The organism is Chromobacterium sp. FG22, assembly GCF_057809415.1.
Genome location: NZ_JBMDJX010000005.1, coordinates 85,481 through 104,764, shown reverse-complemented (window position 1 = coordinate 104,764; position 19,284 = coordinate 85,481). Strand labels below are relative to the sequence as shown.

Below are 19,284 nucleotides of genomic sequence, written 5' to 3'. Positions count from 1 at the left end.
ATGAGGAGGGGCGGTTTAGTGCCTGCCTTCGAGGCGGGCGATTTCAGCATGAAGCTGCTTCAGCGCGGCCTCGATATTGTCGTGCTGCTTCAACTGCTCTTCCGCCTGGCCGGCCAAGGACTTCATCTGCGCCAGATTGCTGCTGACGCGCGATTGTTGCAGCGCGGCGGCGTACAGCGGGATGGGGTGCGGATAGGGCTTGCTGCCGGCGCGCGGCTCCGGGTGCACGGCCGGCGCTTCGGTGACGATGGCGTGCGCGACGGTGTGCCAGGCTTCCTGGTAGAAGAAGCGATAGCTGGCGTGGCCGTCCTGCCAGTCCTGATCGAGGATGCCTTGCAGATGGAAGGTTTCGGCGATCTGGCTATTGGGCGAACTGGGGCTGCCCTCCAGCGACAGCACGATGTGATGCTCGGCCGACGGGTCCAGCTTGGCCTGGCTGTAATGGCCCCAGACATTGGCCTGGAACTGCAGCGGCGGACTGACGCTCTGGGTGATGCTGGCGTGGCCGCTGATCTTTTTCTGCGGCGTGTCGACCAGCAAGTCCAGGGTCAGGACCGGCGCGCCCAGCACCGGTTGGGAAATGAGGTAACGGACATGGAACAATCCTGTTGCTGACATGGAGCACTCCTTGACGAATGGGAAGGTATCGGCGCGAGCGCCTGCTTATTTGCGGTCCAGCTTGGTGATTTCCGCCTTCAGCGCATCCAGTTCCTTGCGCAGTTGCGGCTGGGCGTCCAGCTGCTGTTTGGCGTAAGCGGCCAGGGTTTTCATATGGGCCAGGTCGCCGCTGGCGATGGCGCTTTGGATCGGCACGCCGTACAGGGCGTTGATGGGCGGATTGGGCAGGATCACCGGGCCGGGTTCCAGCGGCAGCGGGAAATAGCGGGATTTCAGTTCCGGGTTCAGCTTGGCCGGCACATTGTCCACTTCCACCCATGTGGAGCCGTCGAGATAGCTGTAATTGGCGATGCCCTTTTTCCAGTCGTGGCTGAGCACCAGGTGCAATTTGAAGTTGGTGGTGTTGCCGTTGTGGCCTTGGGCGGAGATCAGGATGCGGCCCTCGCTGGTCGGCACCACGCCCAGGTAGGCGTATTGGCCGTGAACATGGGAGTGCAGGTTCAGCGGCGGGTGGAGGCTTTGGTTGACGACGTGGGCGCTGCCGGTCACAGAGTGGGTGGGGGGCGCCACCAGCAGGTTCAAGAGCAGCGTCGGCGCGCCCGCCAGATCGTTGCCGATGAGGTAGCTGACGGGGAACAATCCGATTTCAGTCTGAGTATTGCCTGACATAAGACCTCCAAAACGAAAGGTGAGGGATGCCTCGGGCTGCGCGGCGCTCAGCGCCGTTCCAGACGAGTGATTTCCAGCTTCAATTGCTCAATGGCGGCGTGCAGATCGCCGTATTGGTGCAGATGCTGCTCGCCTTGCTCCAGCAAGGTTTTCATCTGCGCCAGGTTGCCTTCGGCGATCGCCTGATGAATGGCGACGCCATAAGGCAGCGTTTGATGCGTGGGAAGATGGCTCATGGTGTTCACTTCCTTGCGCTGAATGATTTGAGGTGGACGCACGGCCAGGGACGACCGGGCGCGGTAGCGGCTGCCGGCCGCGCGGCAGTGCTTATCGGTGTAGCAGTTGGGATGGGGGGCGTGCTGGCCTAAATGGCGGTTTTTATGAAAAACAAATACTTAAGTGGAAATGCTGAGTCGTGCAGAATGGAGCTGGGAGCCGGTCTTGGAAAGAGAAATGCTCATGCGGCGCATGAGCATTCCGAAGCGGTGGCCGCGCCTCGCTGCGCGCGGCGGATCGTCAACAGCTTCTCAAAAGCGGGAGGACGCCCGGGCCAGATAGAACCACTCCTGGCCGCTAGGGCTGCGGGGGTTGGGGAAGACGATGCGGCCGTCGTCCAGCGCCGTTACCGGGCTGCCGTCGGCGCGCCAGCCTATCAGCTCGCCTCGGCTCACCGGGTCGAAGCTGGTCCAGTCGCGGGCGAAGCGGTCTCCGTCGTCGAGCTTGTCCACCACCTCGTACAGGCTGAGCGCCTCCAAGGGGCCGGCCGCGGGCGGCGGCGCGTCCAACATGCCCAGATGAGCCAAGGTGTTGACGATGGCCTGGTAGGCGACGCTAGGCGCGGCCGGGTCATCGTGCTGGCCGCACTCCAGCGTCAGCGCCCAGCCGCCTTGTTGGCGCATGTACTCGGTGGTGCCGACGCCGTAGCGGACGTCGCCGTCCGGGGCCTTGCCGCGTCGGCTCACGCCCAGCGCGTAAGTGGCGAGCCAGCCGTCCACCGCGCGGGCCACGCCCAGCCTTTGCGCCAGCGCTTCTTCTTGCGCGGCCAGGGCGAAGGACTCCAGCTCGCCGGCGTTGTCGCGCGGTCCCAGGAACACGAAAGCCTGGCCCTGGGACTGGAAGGAGTGCAAGTCCAGCAAAACCTCGTGCTCCGCCAGCAGCGGACATAGCCAGTTGGCGACATGGTCTTCGTAATCGCGCGGCGCGTCGCTGGGGGCGAGATGGCGGTTCAGATTGCGTTCACCGCCGCGCTGGCCCAACTGAAAGGCCAGCGGATTGCTCACCGGGACCAGGGTCAGCCGGCCGGCGCGCAAGGCCAGCGCGCCTTGTTCCAGCTCCGCCATCAGCCGGCGGACGGCGAGCGTGCCGCAGCCCTCGTTGCCGTGCACGGCGGCGGTGACGATCAGGCGGGGGCCGGCCCGCAAGCCCTGATAGCGGTGGCTGACGAAATAGGGCGGCCAGCTTGGGTTTATTTGAGCCATACGTCCTCGAAGTCGAAAGAGCCGTTGGGATTCATCACGAAACCCTGCACATTGTTGCGCAGCGGAATGTAAATGCGGGAATGGGCCATGGTGATCCAGGGACGTTCGTATTTGAAAATCTCCTGGGCTTTCAAATAGTACTGGGCGCGTTGCTTCTGCTCGGTGGCCTGCCGGCCCAGCAGCAGCAGCTTGTCGAACTCGGGGTTGCAAAAGCGCTGGCCGCCCTTGCTGACGCTGCAGGACAGCGAGTTCCACAGGAAATCGTCCGGATCGCCGGAGTTGCTGGTCAGGCCGGACATATAGACATCGTGTTCGCCGGCGGCGGCGCGTTTCAGGTATTCGCCCCATTCGTAGGATCGAATATTGGCCTTGACGCCTATCCTGGCCCAGTCCTGCTGGATCATCTGCGCCATCAGCTTGCCGTTGGGGTTGGTCGGCCTTTGCACCGGCAGCGCCCACAGATCGAGGGCGAAGCCGTTGGGGTAGCCGGCCTGGGCCAGCAGCGCCTTGGCCTTGGCCGGGTTGTATTCATTGCGGGTTTTGGCGTTCCAGCTCCAGGTGGACGGCGGATAGGGGTTGACCGCCTGGGTGGCGCCGCCCTTGGGGAACATCGCCTTGAACAGGGCGTCGCGGTTGATGGCGATGTCCAGCGCCACGCGCACTTCGCGCTTGGCGAATTGCGGCCGTTTCAGATTGTAGGCCAGATAGGAGATGTTGCTGGCGCCGGTGGCGGCGATCTTGATGTTCTTATCGGCGTTCAAGGTGTCCAGATCGGCCTCGCGCACCGCCGCGGCCACCTGGCATTCATTGGCTTTCAGTTTCTGGATGCGCACTTGAGGATCGGTGACGATGGCGAAAATCAGGCTGCGGGTTTTCTGCGGCGCGCCCCAGTACTGGGGGTTGGCCTCGTAGCGCACGGTCGAGTCCTTGGCGTAGCTCTTGAAGCGGTAGGGGCCGGTGCCTATGGGCTGCAGATTGATCTGCGCGGGCTTGCCGGCCTGCAGCAACTGCTGGGCGTACTCCGCCGACTGCATGCCGGCGAAGCCCATCGCGAAGAAGGTCAGGAAGGTGGCGTTGCGTTCTTTCAGCCGGATCTTGACGGTGTTCGGGTCCAGCTTTTGCACCGAGTCTATCAGCTTGACCAGGCCGTAGCCGTCCGGGCCGGTCAGCGGGGTCTTGAACGCCTGGTTGAACGGCAGCTCCGGCCGGATCCAGCGGTTGACGGTGAAAACCACGTCGTCGGCGGAGAAGTCGCGGCTGGGCTTGAAGTAATCGGTTTGATGGAATTTGACGCCGCGGCGCAGCTTGAAAGTGTATTCCAGCCCGTCCGCCGACACGCTCCAGCTTTCCGCCAGCCCAGGGCGCAGCGCCACGCCGCCGCGTTTGAATTCGGTCAGCCCCTGAAAGACGGGCTTGACGATGTTGTAGGTGGAGGCGGTGTCCCACATCGCCGGGTCGAAGCCTTCCGGCGCGGCTTCCGCGCAAAAGACCAGGGGCTTGGCCGCCAGCGCGGCGGCGGGCAGCGCGCCGGCCAGCAACAGGGAAAGGGAGAGGATCGATTTTGTCATTTACGCTATCCTGAGTTCTTGTTCGCGGCAGGCGAATTGTCCGTCATCTACCGCTGTCGGTCCAAGGTCTTGGCGATTGGTTCCCGGCGTCGAAAGCCGGCTTTGCGGTTTGACGGACTTTGCGAGGGGGCGGAATGGACGAGGCGAGGGTGCTGATCGTGGGCGCCGGCGTGATTGGACTGTGCAGCGCGTGGCGGCTGGCGCGGGCGGGCTGGCCGGTCACGGTGCTGGAACGGCGCGGCGAAGCGGCGGCCGGCGCCAGCCACGCCAACGGCGGCCAGCTAAGCTACAGCTATGTGTCGCCGCTGGCCGACGCCGGGGTGCCGGCCAAGGCGCTGGCCTGGCTGCTGAGCGCGGACGCGCCGATGCGTTTGCGCCCGCGTTGGGACGCGGCCCAGTGGCAATGGCTGTGGCGCTTCTACCGGGCCTGCAACCGCGAGGCCAACCGCGCCGGCAGCGCCCAATTGTGGCGTTTGGCGCAAAGCAGCCGCCAGCAGTTGGATGCGCTGCGCGCGGAAGGACTGGACGGTTTCGCCTGGCGGCGCAACGGCAAGCTGGTGCTGTACCGCGGCGCGGCGGCGCTGGAGCATGCGCGACAGGGCGTGGCGGCCTTGAGCGAGCTGGGCGCGCGTCAGCGTTTGCTGGACGCGGACGCCTGCCGCGCGCTGGAGCCGGCCTTGGCCGGCTTGAGCGGGCCGCTGGCCGGCGGGGTGCATACCCCGGACGAGGAGGTGGCGGATTGCAGGCTGTTCTGCCTGGCCATGCAGCGAAGAATGCGCGACGAGGGTCTGGACGTAGAGTTCCGCTTCGGCGAGGAGGTCGTAGGTTTCGAACTGGCCCAGGGGCGGGTGCGGCAAGTTTGGCTGCCCGGAGGCGCTCTGCCTTGTCGGCATCTGGTGTTGGCCGCCGGCGTCGGCGGCGCGGGGCTGGCGCGCAAACTGGGCCTGCGGCTGCCGCTCTACCCGCTGAAGGGCTATAGCCTGGACATGCCGGCGGGCGAGGGTTTGCCCGCGCTCAGCGTCACCGATTTCGAGCGCAAGATCTTGTACGCGCCGATAGGCGGCCGTCTGCGGGTGGCGGCGGCGGCGGACCTGGTCGGCTATGACGAAAGCCCGGACCCGCGGCGCGTGGCCGGCTTGCGCCGGCAAGTGATGCGAGATTGGCCGCGGGCGGGCCGCCTGGAACAGGCGGCGGAATGGGCCGGTTTGAGGCCGGCCACGCCGGACGGGGTGCCCATGATAGGCCGCGCGCCCGGGGGTCCGGCCAATCTGTGGCTGAATCTGGGACACGGCGCCTTGGGTTTCACCTTGGCCCTGGGCAGTGCCGAGCGGCTGGCGCGGGAGATGGCGGGGGAGTGAGGGCCGGGGGATGGACGAGGGAAGCGAGGCGAGCATGAAAGCGGTGATCGGGATGGAGGACTTGGCGGCGCATCCGGAATACCTGTCGATAGCGGGCATCGACGGGGTGAGACTGGACCTGCGCTATGCCTGCGCCAACAATTTCGTGGGGCGAAACCTTTACGGCGAGGCGGCGCCGGCCTTATTGCACCGCCGTGCGGCCGAAGGCCTGGCCATGGCCGCGCGCGAGCTGCGCCGGCTGCGTCCCGGCTTCCATTTGCTGGTTTTCGACGCGCTGAGGCCGGGGCGGGTGCAGCGGGTGCTGTGGGACATCGTCAAGGACACGCCGCAGCGCATCTACGTCGCCGACCCGGCGCGCGGTTCGATCCACAGCTTCGGCATGGCGGTGGACCTGAGCGTGGAGGATGCCGACGGGGACGAGCTGGATATGGGCACCGGTTTCGACGACTTCACCGAACGGGCGCAGCCGCAGCGCGAGGCGGAGCTGTTGCGGACCGGCAGGCTGAGCGAGGCGCAAGTGGCCAACCGTCAGCTGTTGCGCCATTGCATGAGCCAGGCCGGCTTCAATGGCATCGCCACCGAGTGGTGGCACTTCGAGGCGGCGGATCGCGACTGGGTGCGCGCGCATATGCTGCTGATCGAGTAAGCCGGCCGCCGTCGCCGGCTGGCGCTAATGCCGCCGGGCCGGCGGCTTTATGCCCGGCAGGCATTTAGCAAACCGTGGATTTTCAGGCAATATGGCCATTGGCCTTACCCTTGGCGCCTGTTCATGTTCCCGCGAGGCAAGGCGAGACAAGGCCTTGCGGCTGGGAAAGCGGAGTGTGCGCACGGCGCATGAGCCTTTCGAAGCAGTATTCGCCGCGCCAGGTCTCATGACGCGCAGCCGATCGTGAACAAATTCTTAGAAGCACCCGCAGAGAAACATCAATGGCATCCGACAATATCGAACAAGCCTGTTGGCACCCGGAAACCCAGGCAATCCGCGGCGGCCGCGAAATCAGCGATTATCGCGAGCACAGCCAAAGCCTGCATCTGACTTCCAGCTTCACCTACGATTCGGCGGAACAGGCCGCGGCCATGTTCCTGGGCGAACTGGACGGCTACACCTATTCCCGCTTCACCAACCCCACCGTCGCGGCCTTTCAGCAGCGGCTGGCGCTGATGGAGGGCGGTGAGCGCGCCATCGCCACCGCCACCGGCATGGCGGCGATCCAGGCCATCATGATGAGCTTGCTCAAGGCCGGCGATCACATCCTGTCCTCGCAAAGCCTGTTCGGTTCCACCACCAATCTGTTTGCCGGCCTATTGGCCAAGTTCGGCGTGGAAACCACCTTCGTCGACGCCACCGACCTGCAAGCCTGGCGCGACGCGGCGCGGCCCAATACCCGTTTGTTGTTTCTGGAGACGCCGTCCAATCCGCTGACGGAAATCGCCGACATCGCCGCCATCGCGGCTATTGCCCATCAGCATGAGGCTCTGCTGGTGGTGGACAACAGCTTCTGTTCCCCGGCCTTGCAGCAGCCGCTGAAACTGGGCGCGGACCTGGTGATGCACTCCGCCACCAAATACCTGGACGGCCATGGCCGGGTGATGGGCGGCGCGGTGGTGGGCAGCGACGCGCTGATCGAACAGATCTACCTGCACGTGCGCACCGCCGGCCCCACCTTGGCGCCGTTCAACGCCTGGGCTTTGCTCTCCGGCATGGAAACCCTGCATCTGCGGATGGAAAAGCACAGCGCCAACGCGCTGGAGTTGGCGCGCTGGCTGGAAGCGCAGCCGGCGGTGGAGCGGGTGTTTTATCCAGGGCTGGCCAGCCATCCGCAATATGAACTGGCCTTGCGTCAGCAAAGCGGCGGCGGCGCGGTGGTGTCCTTCGTGGTCAAGGGGGGCAGGGCCGAGGCCTGGCGCGTGGTGGACCGGGTCCAGCTGATTTCCCGCACCGCCAATCTGGGCGACGTCAAATCCACCATTACGCATCCCGCGTCCACCACCCACGCCCGCATCACGCCGGAAGCCAGGTCCAAGGCCGGCATCGTCGAAGGCCTGTTGCGGGTGGCGGTGGGCCTAGAGCATGTCGAGGATCTGAAGCGGGATTTGGCGCGCGGCCTTGACTAAACGCTTTCAACATGTGTTTCATTCAAACGGCAGTCTAAAATACGGACTGCCGCTTTTGTTGCCGCCCTGAGAGTTTGGCCCGAGCGCCGTCGAGACATGTCTTGACATTCGTCAAATTAAAACGTAAGTTTGAAACGCTTGTTCGAAAGCTGAAATGAGCAAGACCATAAAACCAGCAAATACAAAAAAGGCACTGGAGAACATGGAAGCAAGCCGCCCCGATACCGCCACCCGCATTCTGGACGTTGCAGAACGCTTGTTTGTGGAGCACGGTTTCGAAGCGACCTCGCTGCGCATGATCACCCAGCAAGCCGAGGTAAACCTGGCCGCGGTGAATTACCACTTCGGCTCCAAGGACGCGTTGTTCGAGTCCGTGTTCATGCGCAGACTGGCCCCGCTGATAGCGGACTGCCTGGCGGAACTGGACAAGCTGGAGGCGGAGGCCTCGGAGGAGAAACTGTCGGTGGAAGGCTTGGTGCTGTCGTTCATACGGCCCTGCCTATCGCTGTCCAAGGACCCGTCGCGCGGCGGGGCGATGTTCGTGCGCCTGTTGTCGCGCACCTTGGTGGAGAACCACCGCCTGTTGCGCGAAACCATCTCCCAGCAGTACAGCGTGTTCGTCCAGCGTTACAGTCGCGCGTTTCAGCGCGCCTTGCCCTTGCTGGACACGGAGCAGTTGGCCTGGAGAATGCATCTTGCGTTCAGCGTCATGTTCAATGCCTTCGCCGGCAACGATGTGCTGAAGATCTTCACTCGCAGTCAGATCGTCAGCGCGCGGGATCCGGACATGATCGTCAAATACCTCGTGCCCTTTGTCATGGCTGGCCTGGTCGCGCCCATGGAAGGCTGATTCCGGAGCGCAGGGCAGGACGCGTCGACCAAGGCCGCGTCCCTTGCTGTTGCCGCCGGAATGGAAGGGTCAACACGAGGGTAAAACAAAATGATATCTGCCGTTGTTCTGGTCGTGCTGCTGGGCGCGCTGGCGTATTTCCGCGCGCCTGTTCTGGCCTGGACCGTGGGGCTGGCCGCCTGGCTAGCCGCGCTCCAGTTCGTCTTCCATTGCCCGCTGCCGCCGGCGGCCTGGGCTGTTTTCGCGGTGATCGCCGCCGTTCTCAATCTTCCGCCCTTGCGCCGCGCCGTGTTCACCGGCCCGGTGTTCGGCGTGTTCAAGAAAATCACGCCGGCGATGTCCCAGACCGAGCAGGAAGCCATCAACGCCGGCACGGTCTGGTGGGATCGCGACCTGTTTTCCGGCAAGCCGGACTGGAACCGCCTGCTGTCCTTTCCCGATCCCAAGCTGACGCCGGAAGAACAGGCCTTCATCGACGGCCCCACCGAACAGCTGTGCGCGATGATTGACGATTGGAAGATCACCCACGAGCTGAAGGATCTGCCGCCGGAAGTATGGCAATTCATCAAGGACAACGGCTTTCTGGGCATGATCGTCAAAAAGCAGTACGGCGGTCTGGAGTTCTCCAACTACGCTCACGCCAAAGTGGTCACCAAGATCGCCACCCGCGGCGGCACCGCCGCGGTATCGGTGATGGTGCCCAACTCTCTGGGCCCGGGCGAATTGCTGCAGCACTACGGCACCGAGGAGCAGAAGGATTATTATCTGCCGCGCCTGGCCAAGGGTCTGGAGATTCCCTGCTTCGCGCTGACCAGCCCCTATGCGGGCTCGGACGCCGGCAGCATTCCCGACTACGGCATCGTCTGCCGCGGTTCCTACACCCATCCGCGCACCGGCGAGCGTTTCGACGACGTGCTGGGCCTGCGCGTCAGCTGGGAAAAGCGCTGGATCACCTTGGCCCCGGTGGCCACCATCCTGGGCCTGGCGTTCAAGATGTACGATCCCGAGCATCTGCTAGGCGATAAAGAAGACCTGGGCATCACCTGCGCGCTGGTGCCCACCGAACACGAGGGCGTGGCCATCGGCCGTCGCCATTTCCCGGGCGGCGCCGCCTTCATGAACGGCCCGACCTGGGGCAAGGACGTGTTCATTCCGCTGGACTGGATCATCGGCGGCCGCGAGTTCGCCGGCCAGGGCTGGCGCATGCTGGTTGAGTGCTTGTCGGTGGGCCGCTGCATTTCCCTGCCGGCGATGTCGGTGGCTTCCGGCAAGATGAGCACCTTCGTCACCGGCGCTTACGCGCGCATCCGCGATCAGTTCGGTCTGCCCATCGGCAAGTTCGAAGGCGTGGACGAGGCGATGGCGCGCATCGGCGGCTACACCTATCAGATGGAGGCCTCGCAGGACCTGGCCTTGACCGGCCTCGATACCGGCGAGAAGCCGTCGGTGCTGTCCGCCATCCTCAAATACCACAACACCGAGCGCATGCGCAAAGCCATCAACGACGCGATGGACATCCATGGCGGCAAGGCCGTGGTGCTGGGACCGCGCAACTATCTGGCGCGCGCCTATCAGGCGATTCCGATCGGCATCACCGTGGAAGGCGCCAACATCCTGACCCGTTCGATGATCATCTACGGCCAGGGCGCGATCCGCTGCCATCCCTTCGTGCTGCGCGAAATGAAGGCGGCGATGACTGACGACGGCAAGGAGTTCGACGCCGCCATCACCGGTCACATCAACTTCGTGATCAGCAATGTGGTGCGTTCGCTGTGGCTGGGTCTGAGCGGCGCCCGTTTCGTCGGCGCGCCGCGCGGCGGCGAAGTCGGCGCCTACTATCGCCGGCTGACCCGTTTCTCCAGCGCCTTCGCCTTGCTGTCCGATATGGCGATGTTCAGCCTGGGCGGCGGCCTGAAGTTCCGCGAGAAGCTGTCCGCGCGTCTGGGCGACATGCTGTCCGGTCTTTACATCGCCTCCGCCTGCCTGAAGCGTTTCGAGCGCGACGGCGCGCCCAAGGAAGACCTGGCGGTGTTGCAATGGTCGGTGGAAAACGCCTTGTACGATGTGCAGCAGGCGATGGACGGCTTCCTGGCCAACTTGCCCAGCCGCATGCTGGCGGCGGTGCTGCGCAAGCTGATCTTCCCGTGGGGCCTGACGCTCAAGCCGGCGTCCGACCGCGTCGGCACCCAGGTGGCGCGCGCGATGATGGAGCCGGGCGCGACCCGCGAGCGGCTGACGCGCGGCATGTATCTGCCCAAGGAGGAAACCGATGCGGTGGGCGTGCTGGCGCACGCGCTGGAGGCGGTGCTGGCCACCGAGCCGCTGGAGCAGAAGCTGCGCAAGCTGGCGCGCGACGGCAAGTTCGTGTCGGTGACCGCGCGCGAGCGCCTGGCGGAAGCCTTGGCGGCCGGTTTGCTCAATCAGGCCGAGTTCGACGCCGTCAGCCGCGCGCGCAAGCTCAAGCGCGACGTGATCATGGTGGACGATTTCGACAAGATGCTGGAGCAACATGACGATAAGCTGCTGCAACGCTTGATCTTCTGAGTGTAAGGGGTAAGATTTGCCGGGATCCGTCCCGGCATTTCACGCCAGCGGCTGGCAGACGGCCGCTGGCGTGAAATGATGAAAAGTCGCCAAGATCGAGCGATGAACAAGAACAAAGGAGTGAGCATGGACCGCCCTGAAGTCCGGATTCCCACGCTGCGCGTGCGCGCGCTGCCAACCAGCACCAACGCTTACGGCCGAGTCCAGGCCGGTTGGCTGATGAATCAGATCGACATGGCCGGCAGCCTTGACGCCGAGCGCCTGTCGCGCGGCCCGGTGACCACGGTGGCGGTCAATACCTTTCAATTTGCCGCGCCCATCCTGCTGGGCGACGTGGTGGACCTTTATGTGGAACGGCTGAGAATAGGCCAGAAGTCCATCACCCTGAAAATCACTGTCGAAGCGGAGCGCATCGATGGCTCGCACGAGGCGATCACCGAAGTGGTGGCCACCTATGTGGCGGTGGATTGCGATGGAAAATCGCGTCTTTTAGGTGTTATTTAGCGCATTTCCATGCTTTTTTGCGTGCTTGTTGCAGAAATGTCTCATTAAACGTTTGTTTGGAACAAACACTCCAAAACCTTGTGGAATTGCTCTAATTCTCTGGTAGCATCAAATATGACCAGTGCTTGTTATTGGTCATCTAACACCTAAGAACACTATAGCAACGCCAAAGAGAGAGGGAGAACATGAAACTCAAGCACCTCAGCCTGTCCGTGATGGTCATGGGCGCAACATTCGGTCTAATGTCCACCCAGGCCGTGGCCTCGGGTTATCAGTTTGGTTCGCAGAGCGTGTCCGGCCAGGGCACGGCGCATGCCAACGGCGCCGAGGCCAACGATCCTTCCACTATTTTCGCCAACCCGGCCGGTCTGTCCCGGCTGGAGGGTACGCAGTTTTCCGGCGGCGCGACCTTGGTCGTGCCGCATTCCGAGTACACCGATAACGGTTCCACCAACGTTCTTGGGCAGTCTACCGGCGGCGGCAATGGCGGTTCCTTTGCACCCAAGGCCGTGGCGGCGCCCAACTTTTACCTGTCGCACAAGCTGAACGACAAGATCAATCTGGGCTTGGGCGTGTTCGTGCCCTATGGCGCCAAACTGGACTATGGTTTCGACTGGGCCGGCCGTTATGCCTTGAAGAGCGTGAATCTGCAGTCCTTCAACTTCAACCCTTCGATGTCGTTCAAACTGGATGACCGCCATTCCTTCGGTTTCGGTCTTTCCGCGCAGTATATGGACGCTAAGCTGCAGCAGATGGCGGATGCGACTACGGGGGTTAATGGCGCATTGGCCGCTCGGTTAAAGGCTGGTGGCGCGACGCCTGCGCAGATTGCTGGGGCGCTTGGCGCGATTGGCGTTCGCGGTGATGGTTTGGCGGATGTTCAGGGTGATGATTGGGGTTTTGGTTGGAACATTGGTTATATGTTCCAGTTAAACGAAAATACCCGGTTTGGTTTGGCGTACCGTTCCAGTATCAAGCAGTCTTTGAGTGGTTCATCTACTTGGACATTCAATAATGTTACGAACAATGCCTTTGGTGGCATTCCTGGATTCCCGATTGCGCAAAACTCTTTGGGTGCTCTGGCGAAAGGTAAGCATCCCAACGCTTCTGCCAAGGTGGATGTCACTACGCCGGAAACTGCATCCGCTAACTTCTTCCATCAGTTGAACCCGAAATGGGCGGTGATGGGCGATGTGACCTGGGTGGCCAACTCGCAAATGAAGGATATCGTGATCCAGCAGTCCACTGTGGGTGGTACCGCACAGGGTGATATGGTGATCCACCAGAACTGGCGCGATACCTGGCGTGTCTCCCTGGGCGCCAACTACCTGTACAACGATGCCTGGCTGTTCCGCGGCGGCGTGGCCTGGGAGCAATCGCCGCTGCAGTCCGATAATGACCGTCATCCGGCGCTGCCGGACAGCGATCGTTTGTGGTTGTCGCTGGGCGCCAACTACAAGATCAACAAGCAAAGCTCGATCGACGTCGCGTATAGCTTCATTAACTTTACGAACGCTAACGTCAATTACACGGATACTTGCAATCCTAGCGGCCAGATGTCCAATGGCCAGTTGTGTACCGGCAACGGCGGCACGGTCAAAGGCAGCTACAAGACCTATCTGCAGCTGATCGGCTTGCAGTACAACTACCGGTTTTAATTGAATCGGCGCCGCTGGGCGCGCGGATTTCGGGTCGGGCGGGCGCGGTGGCGCTCGCCCGGTTTTTGCGTCTGCGCTGCGCCGGTTTTCCCGCTTGTTTTCTCTCTCTATTTTTCTATGAACCCCCTGTTTTTTTGCCCAAATTGGGTTAGACTTATTTGATAGAAAAGCGAGTGTTTGATATTTTTCAATGCAGATCTTTTCCAGCTGCGCTTGATCCGCCGCGATAGTGGCTGCCGGCGCGGTTTTTCAGTAGATTGACGGATGTCCGCGGCGGTGGGAAAGCCATCTCTCGCCAGGCTTCCGGGCGGGCCGGGCTTCATCATAATCATTCTCCCGGCCGGCCGAGTTGTGCCGGCTGCAGCGGCGGCGCGCCGCCGACTCAGCGCAAGGACGAACAACGCCCGTCCTTGAGGCAGGCTGAGCAGGCGAGAGGGGCCTGTCTCATGTTGTGTTTCAACAAAACGAGGAAACCATGTCTCAAACCAAGTTCAACGTACGCAAGGTAGCCGTGTTAGGCGCTGGCGTGATGGGGGCTCAAATCGCCGCCCATCTGGTGAATGCCAAAGTTCCGACCATCCTGTTCGACTTGCCCGCCAAGGAAGGCGACAAGAACGGCATCGTGCTCAAGGCGCTGGAAGGCTTGAAAAAGCAGAAGCCCGCTCCCTTGGCCAATAAGGATGCCGTCAACCACATTCAGCCGGCCAACTACGACGACCACCTGCACCTCTTGAAGGATTGCGACCTGGTGATCGAAGCCATCGCCGAGCGCATGGACTGGAAAGCGGATCTGTACCACAAAGTGGCGCCGCACCTGGGCGAGCACACCATTTTCGCCACCAATACGTCCGGCCTGTCGATCAACACGCTGGCGCAAAGCTGCCCGGACAATGTGCGCCCGCGTTTCTGCGGCGTGCATTTCTTCAATCCGCCGCGCTATATGCATCTGGTGGAAATCATTCCCTGCCTGACCTCGGACGCGCACATCCTGGATAAGCTGGAGCGCTTCCTGGTGTCCAGCCTGGGCAAGGGCGTGGTTCGCGCCAAGGACACCCCCAACTTCGTCGCCAACCGCATCGGCGTATTCTCGATGCTGGCCACCATCGCCAACGCTGACAAGTTCGGCATCCGCTTCGACGTGGTGGACGACCTGACCGGTCCGCGTCTGGGTCGCCCCAAATCGGCCACCTTCCGCACCGCCGACGTGGTGGGCCTGGACACTTTCGCCCACGTGGTCAAAACCATGCAGGACACCCTGCCGCAAGACCCGTGGCACGGCCTGTTCCAGACTCCGGAATGGATGCAGAAGCTGATCGCCGCCGGCGCGCTGGGCGCCAAGACCAAGGCCGGCATCTATAAGAAAGACGGCAAGCGCATGTTGGTGCTGGACCCGGCCAAGGGCGAGTACGTCGGCTCCGGCGAGAAGGGCGACGACGCGGTCAAGGAAATCCTGAAGATCGCCAATCCGGCGGAAAAATTCCAGAAACTGCGCGAGAGCAGCCATCCGCAGGCGCAATTCCTGTGGGCATGTTTCCGCGATGTGTTCCATTACATTTCCCACCACCTGGCCGATATCGCCAATAGCGCGCGCGACGTCGACTTCGCCATCCGCTGGGGCTTCGGCTGGAGCGTGGGTCCGTTTGAAACCTGGCAGGCCGCCGGCTGGCAGCAAGTGGCCAAGTGGCTGGACGAGGACGTAAAAGCCGGCAAGGCGCTGAGCGCCGCCGCGCTGCCGGCCTGGGTGCTGCAGGGCGACCGCGCCGGCGTGCACTTCGCCGAAGGTTCTTACGATCCGGCCGGCAACAAGCTGGTGGGCCGCTCCACGCTGGACGTGTACCAGCGTCAGCTGGCGCCGGCGAAGGTGCTGGGCGAGGCGGCGGCGCCGCTGGGCGAAACCGTGTTCGAAAACGAGGGCGTGCGCGCCTTCACCACCGGCGACGAAGTGCTGGTGGTGTCGTTCAAGTCCAAGGCGCATGCGATCGGCCCGGCCGTGATCGAGGGTCTGAACAAGGCCGTCGACATCGCCGAAGACCGCTTCAAGGGCCTGGTGATCTGGCAGACCGAGGAGCCGTTCTCCGTCGGCGCCGATCTGCAGTCTATGATGCCGGCCTTCATGATGGGCGATTGGGACGCGATCGACGCGACGGTGCGCCGCTTCCAGGAAACCTCGATGCGCCTGCGCTATTGCCAGGTGCCGACGGTGGCGGCGACCCAGGGCTATGTGTTCGGCGGCGGCTGCGAATTCGCGATGCACTGCGACAAGACCGTGGCGGCGCTGGAATCCTATGTCGGTCTGGTGGAAGTGGGCGTCGGCCTGCTGCCGGGCGGCGGCGGCTGCAAAGAATTCGCCTTGCGCGCCGCTCAGGAAGCGCGCGGCGACGTGCTGGCCGCGCTGAAGGACTACTTCATGGCCATCGCCACCGCCAAAGTGGCCACCAGCGGCTTCGAAGCGCAGGAAATCGGCTTCTTCCGCAATGGCGACCCGGTGGTGTTCAACGCTTACGAGTTGTTGCACGTGGCTAAACAGCAGGCGATCGCTCTGGCCGAAGCCGGCTACCGTCCGCCGCTCAAGGTCAAGGGCTTCCCGGTGGCCGGCCGCAGCGGCGCCGCGTCCATCAAGGGCCAGTTGGTGAACATGCTGGAGGGCAACTTCATTTCCAAGCATGACTTCTTCATCGCCGGCCTGATCGCCGACGTGATGACCGGCGGCGACGTCGAGGCCGGCACCCTGGTCAATGAGCAGTGGATTCTGGATCTGGAGCGCAAGGCCTTCATGACCTTGCTGAAAAACTCCAAGACCCAGGATCGCATCGCCAATATGTTGACCACCGGCAAGCCGCTGCGCAACTAAGTGCTTGGGGGTGATTCTGCTGCGCGCGCCGATATCGAATGCTGCGATGCTCGCCGTACCGCATGTACGGCTGCGCTTCTCGCTTCGATCTCGGCCCGCTCGCGACGAATCCTCCCGCAAGCACGGCCAATAGCCAGATGAAAGGCAGCCTGATCGCCGGAGCGCGGGTCAGGCCGCCGACAGGAGAATCAAAATGAGCAAACAAGTACAAGAAGCTTACATCGTCGCCGTCACCCGCACGCCGGTGGGCAAGGCGCCGCGCGGCATGATGCGTCATGTGCGTCCGGACGATATGCTGGCGCACGTGATCACCGGCGCGCTGGCCCAGGTGCCTAATCTGGATCCGAAGCTGATTTCCGACTGCGTGGTGGGCTGCGCCTTCCCGGAAGCGGAACAGGGTCTGAACATGGCGCGCATCGGCGTGTTGCTGGCCGGCCTGCCCAATACCGTGGGCGGCATCACCATCAACCGTTACTGCTCGTCGGGCATCAACGCGGTGCAGATGGCCGCCGACCGCATCCGCCTGGGCGAGGCCGACGTGGTGATCGCCGCGGGCGCCGAGTCGATGTCGCTGGTGCCTATGATGGGCAACAAGGTGTCGCTGAACCCGGAAATCTTCGCCAAGGATGAAAACTACGGCATCGCTTACGGCATGGGCCTGACCGCCGAAAAAGTGGCGCAGCAGTGGGGCGTGTCGCGCGAAGACCAGGACGCGTTCGCGGTGGAATCGCATCGCCGCGCGCTGGCCGCGATCGACGGCGGCAAGTTCAAGAGCGAGATCACGCCGCTGGAGGCGACCTACCGCACGCCCAATCTGGAAACCGGCGAAGTGGCGGTCAAGACCCGCGTGCTGGACACCGACGAAGGCCCGCGCCGCGAGACCACGCTGGAAGGCCTGGCCAAGCTGAAAACGGTGTTCGACGCCAAGGGTTCGGTCACCGCCGGCAATTCCTCGCAGATGTCCGACGGCGCCGGCGCGGTGATTCTGGTGTCCGAGCGCGTGCTCAAGGAGTTCAATCTGACTCCGCTGGGCCGCTACGTCACTTTCGCGGTCAAGGGCGTGCCGCCGGAAATCATGGGCATTGGTCCGAAAGAGGCGATCCCGGCCGCTTTGAGCCAGGCGGGCCTGAAGCAGGACGACCTGAAGTGGATCGAACTGAACGAGGCGTTTGCGGCACAGGCTTTGGCGGTGATCCGCGATCTGGAGCTGGATACCTCCAAGGTCAACCCGCATGGCGGCGCCATCGCTCTGGGTCACCCTCTGGGCGCCACCGGCGCCATCCGCACCGCCACCCTGGTGCACGGCATGCGCGACGCCGGCCAGAAGGGCTACGGCATGGTGACCATGTGCATCGGCACCGGCATGGGCGCCGCCGGCATCATCGAAGTCTTGTAAGCGGGACGGTTCTCGCGTAAAAAAACCGGCTCGCCATGGCGAGCCGGTTTTTTATTGCCCGCCGCGCGGCGGGGGGCGGGGCTTAGTCCACCTTGGACAGCGTGTCGAAGTCGCTGTGGCTGCAGTCCTCGTATTCGTGCTGCGGGGTTTTGAGGCGAATCTGGTAGGACTTGCCTTGCGCCGCCAGCACCAATTGCTTGTCCGGCAGCGTCAGGGCCTTGGGCATCAGGAAGTAGCGCTGGCCTTTGCGGGAATTGGGCTGGGTGATGTAGATGGCGGTGGAGGGCGGGGATTCCGAGTGCTCGGGGTCCAGCAGCGATACGCCGACGGGGTTTTGCCCGAGGATTTCTATGCCCACCTTGGTGCCGTTGCTTTGGCGCAGGATGCGGCGGATCACGCCCAGCAGCTGCGGGTGATTGTCCGCTTTGACCAGGATGACGCGGCCGATGGCCAGCTGTTCCACCGCCTTGCCGATGAAGGTGAGGCCCATGCCGGTGGAACTGATGTCGTTGATGCGCCAATCGCTGGCGCGCTCGGGGTCCTGCGTCGGCACGTCCTGAACCTTGACCTGATAGGCGACGCGTTCGAAGCCTATGCTGACATGGGCGTTGGACGCGTGCAGCGAGCGCTCCGACTTGCGCAGCGATTTGCCGCCGTCGGTAGACCAGCGAATGGCCAGTTTTTCGCATAGAATGGCCCATTCCTCGCGCTCCAGCCCGCCGTCCATGGCCGCCAGGGCGGGAGGGATCCGCCTGTCCAGATCGAACATCAGATCCGCCAGGCGGCTGGTGATCTCGTAAGCGGACCAGTAGCGGTGCCATTTGCCGGCCATGCCGCGCAGCATGGCTTGCGGCGGTTCGGGCATCGACAGGTTGTAGACGAAGATGGGCTCTTCCACCGGCGGCTGTTTGTCCAGCGGAATGCTCTGGCTCAGCATCATCAGCAACTGGTCTACCGCGATGATCTCCTTGTGCAGCATATTGTCGGTCTGCGCCAGGAAGAGCATGCCGGCCTGGATCAGCAGTTGTTCACAGCTGAATTCGTCCGGGCTGTTCAGATAAAGCTTGATCGGGTGCCGGGAAAAACCGCTTTCCTCCGCCTGGCTGAAAAAGCGGAAACCGTTTTGCCAGGCGGCGCCTTCCGGCTTCAGATAGCGCAGGGAGTTCCAGGCGATCAGCCGCATCTGATGATGCAGGCCGCGGATGGTGACGATGCGGATTTCGTCTTCCGGCACCGCGTTGGGGTGGCTTTTGTACAGTCTCAGGCAGATCTGGTAGGCGGAGGACAGCTCGTGCCAGTAGGCGAGGATGGTGGGCAGATAGCCTTTGCTGCCGCCTTTGGACTGCAAATAGTCCCGGCACAGCTGGCGATGGATGTTGTTGGCCTTGTCGTCGACGTAGACCAGGGTCTTGACGCGCTCTTTCAGCGAGATATCGGTGTCGGTATTGATTTTGGCGACGGCTTTGATGATTTCCACCAAGGCGCCGAAATACTCGGTTTCAGGCAGGTCGCGCACTAATAGCGTTGCAGACTGCGCCACTTCGGAGGCAGTCGTGTTTTTGTTCAGTAGGGAACTGACTAGTGATTTGAAGTCAAACATTTAGCCCGGCTTTATAGGAAATTATGTTTTCATTGGCATATCGCTATATCTTACGCCACGCGCAGGCGTGGGTGA

15 protein-coding genes are annotated in these 19,284 nt (G+C 62.9%); 9 read left to right on the top strand and 6 right to left on the bottom strand.

The features are described 5' to 3' along the window. Positions 1 to 15 precede the first annotated feature (15 nt). The 5 genes from ACODSD_RS06900 to ACODSD_RS06880 all read right to left on the bottom strand — a co-directional run bounded on the left by ACODSD_RS06900 (position 16) and on the right by ACODSD_RS06880 (position 4,333). Positions 16 to 618 (bottom strand): DUF1842 domain-containing protein, encoded by a 603-nt coding sequence (locus ACODSD_RS06900; protein ID WP_107798861.1) that lies wholly within the window; start codon positions 616 to 618, stop codon positions 16 to 18. Positions 619 to 663: 45 nt separating this feature from the next. Further along, complete coding sequence (locus ACODSD_RS06895; protein ID WP_227103346.1) at positions 664 to 1,287, bottom strand: DUF1842 domain-containing protein; 624 nt, start codon at positions 1,285 to 1,287, stop codon at positions 664 to 666. A gap of 47 nt (positions 1,288 to 1,334) precedes the next feature. After that, positions 1,335 to 1,523 carry a DUF1843 domain-containing protein gene (locus ACODSD_RS06890; RefSeq protein WP_107798863.1) on the bottom strand — a complete coding sequence of 63 codons (189 nt, stop codon included), beginning with the start codon at positions 1,521 to 1,523 and terminating at the stop codon, positions 1,335 to 1,337. Positions 1,524 to 1,814: 291 nt separating this feature from the next. Further along, on the bottom strand, positions 1,815 to 2,765 hold the full coding sequence (locus ACODSD_RS06885; protein WP_488877023.1) for a M14 family metallopeptidase: 951 nt from the start codon (positions 2,763 to 2,765) through the stop codon (positions 1,815 to 1,817). Continuing rightward, positions 2,753 to 4,333: an ABC transporter substrate-binding protein gene (locus ACODSD_RS06880; protein ID WP_488877022.1), complete on the bottom strand. Its 1,581-nt coding sequence runs from the start codon at positions 4,331 to 4,333 to the stop codon at positions 2,753 to 2,755. The genes ACODSD_RS06885 and ACODSD_RS06880 overlap by 13 nt, the downstream gene beginning before the upstream one ends. Before the next feature lie 134 nt (positions 4,334 to 4,467). Here ACODSD_RS06880 and ACODSD_RS06875 point away from each other — a divergent pair, with 134 nt between their 5' ends. The 9 genes from ACODSD_RS06875 (at position 4,468) to ACODSD_RS06835 (ending at position 17,609) form a co-directional block, all read left to right on the top strand. Beyond that, the gene (locus ACODSD_RS06875; protein ID WP_488877021.1) at positions 4,468 to 5,691 is read left to right on the top strand and encodes a D-amino acid dehydrogenase; all 1,224 of its coding nucleotides are present in this window, start codon (positions 4,468 to 4,470) and stop codon (positions 5,689 to 5,691) included. Between the two features lie 34 nt (positions 5,692 to 5,725). Next, complete coding sequence (locus ACODSD_RS06870; RefSeq protein ID WP_488877020.1) at positions 5,726 to 6,337, top strand: M15 family metallopeptidase; 612 nt, start codon at positions 5,726 to 5,728, stop codon at positions 6,335 to 6,337. Between the two features lie 281 nt (positions 6,338 to 6,618). Then, a complete protein-coding gene (locus tag ACODSD_RS06865; protein ID WP_227103336.1) occupies positions 6,619 to 7,806 on the top strand; it encodes an O-succinylhomoserine sulfhydrylase in 1,188 nt (395 codons plus the stop codon). A gap of 202 nt (positions 7,807 to 8,008) precedes the next feature. Then, positions 8,009 to 8,656, top strand: a complete 648-nt coding sequence (locus ACODSD_RS06860; protein ID WP_019102939.1) for a TetR/AcrR family transcriptional regulator — start codon at positions 8,009 to 8,011, stop codon at positions 8,654 to 8,656. Between the two features lie 90 nt (positions 8,657 to 8,746). Then, positions 8,747 to 11,200, top strand: coding sequence for an acyl-CoA dehydrogenase (locus ACODSD_RS06855; protein ID WP_488877019.1), 2,454 nt, complete (start codon positions 8,747 to 8,749; stop codon positions 11,198 to 11,200). A 126-nt stretch (positions 11,201 to 11,326) separates the two neighbouring features. Further along, a complete protein-coding gene (locus ACODSD_RS06850) occupies positions 11,327 to 11,704 on the top strand; it encodes an acyl-CoA thioesterase (protein WP_107801726.1) in 378 nt (125 codons plus the stop codon). 185 nt (positions 11,705 to 11,889) lie between these two features. Next, positions 11,890 to 13,362: an OmpP1/FadL family transporter gene (locus tag ACODSD_RS06845; protein ID WP_486637283.1), complete on the top strand. Its 1,473-nt coding sequence runs from the start codon at positions 11,890 to 11,892 to the stop codon at positions 13,360 to 13,362. Positions 13,363 to 13,837: 475 nt separating this feature from the next. Further along, positions 13,838 to 16,213, top strand: a complete 2,376-nt coding sequence (locus ACODSD_RS06840) for a 3-hydroxyacyl-CoA dehydrogenase/enoyl-CoA hydratase family protein (RefSeq protein ID WP_488877018.1) — start codon at positions 13,838 to 13,840, stop codon at positions 16,211 to 16,213. A 193-nt stretch (positions 16,214 to 16,406) separates the two neighbouring features. Then, a complete protein-coding gene (locus tag ACODSD_RS06835) occupies positions 16,407 to 17,609 on the top strand; it encodes an acetyl-CoA C-acyltransferase (protein WP_107798871.1) in 1,203 nt (400 codons plus the stop codon). 82 nt (positions 17,610 to 17,691) lie between these two features. On the opposite strand, the gene ACODSD_RS06830 is transcribed toward ACODSD_RS06835, so the two are convergent. After that, entirely contained in the window at positions 17,692 to 19,125 is a 1,434-nt protein-coding gene (locus ACODSD_RS06830) for a PilZ domain-containing protein (protein ID WP_227103326.1), read from the bottom strand. Positions 19,126 to 19,284: the final 159 nt, after the last annotated feature.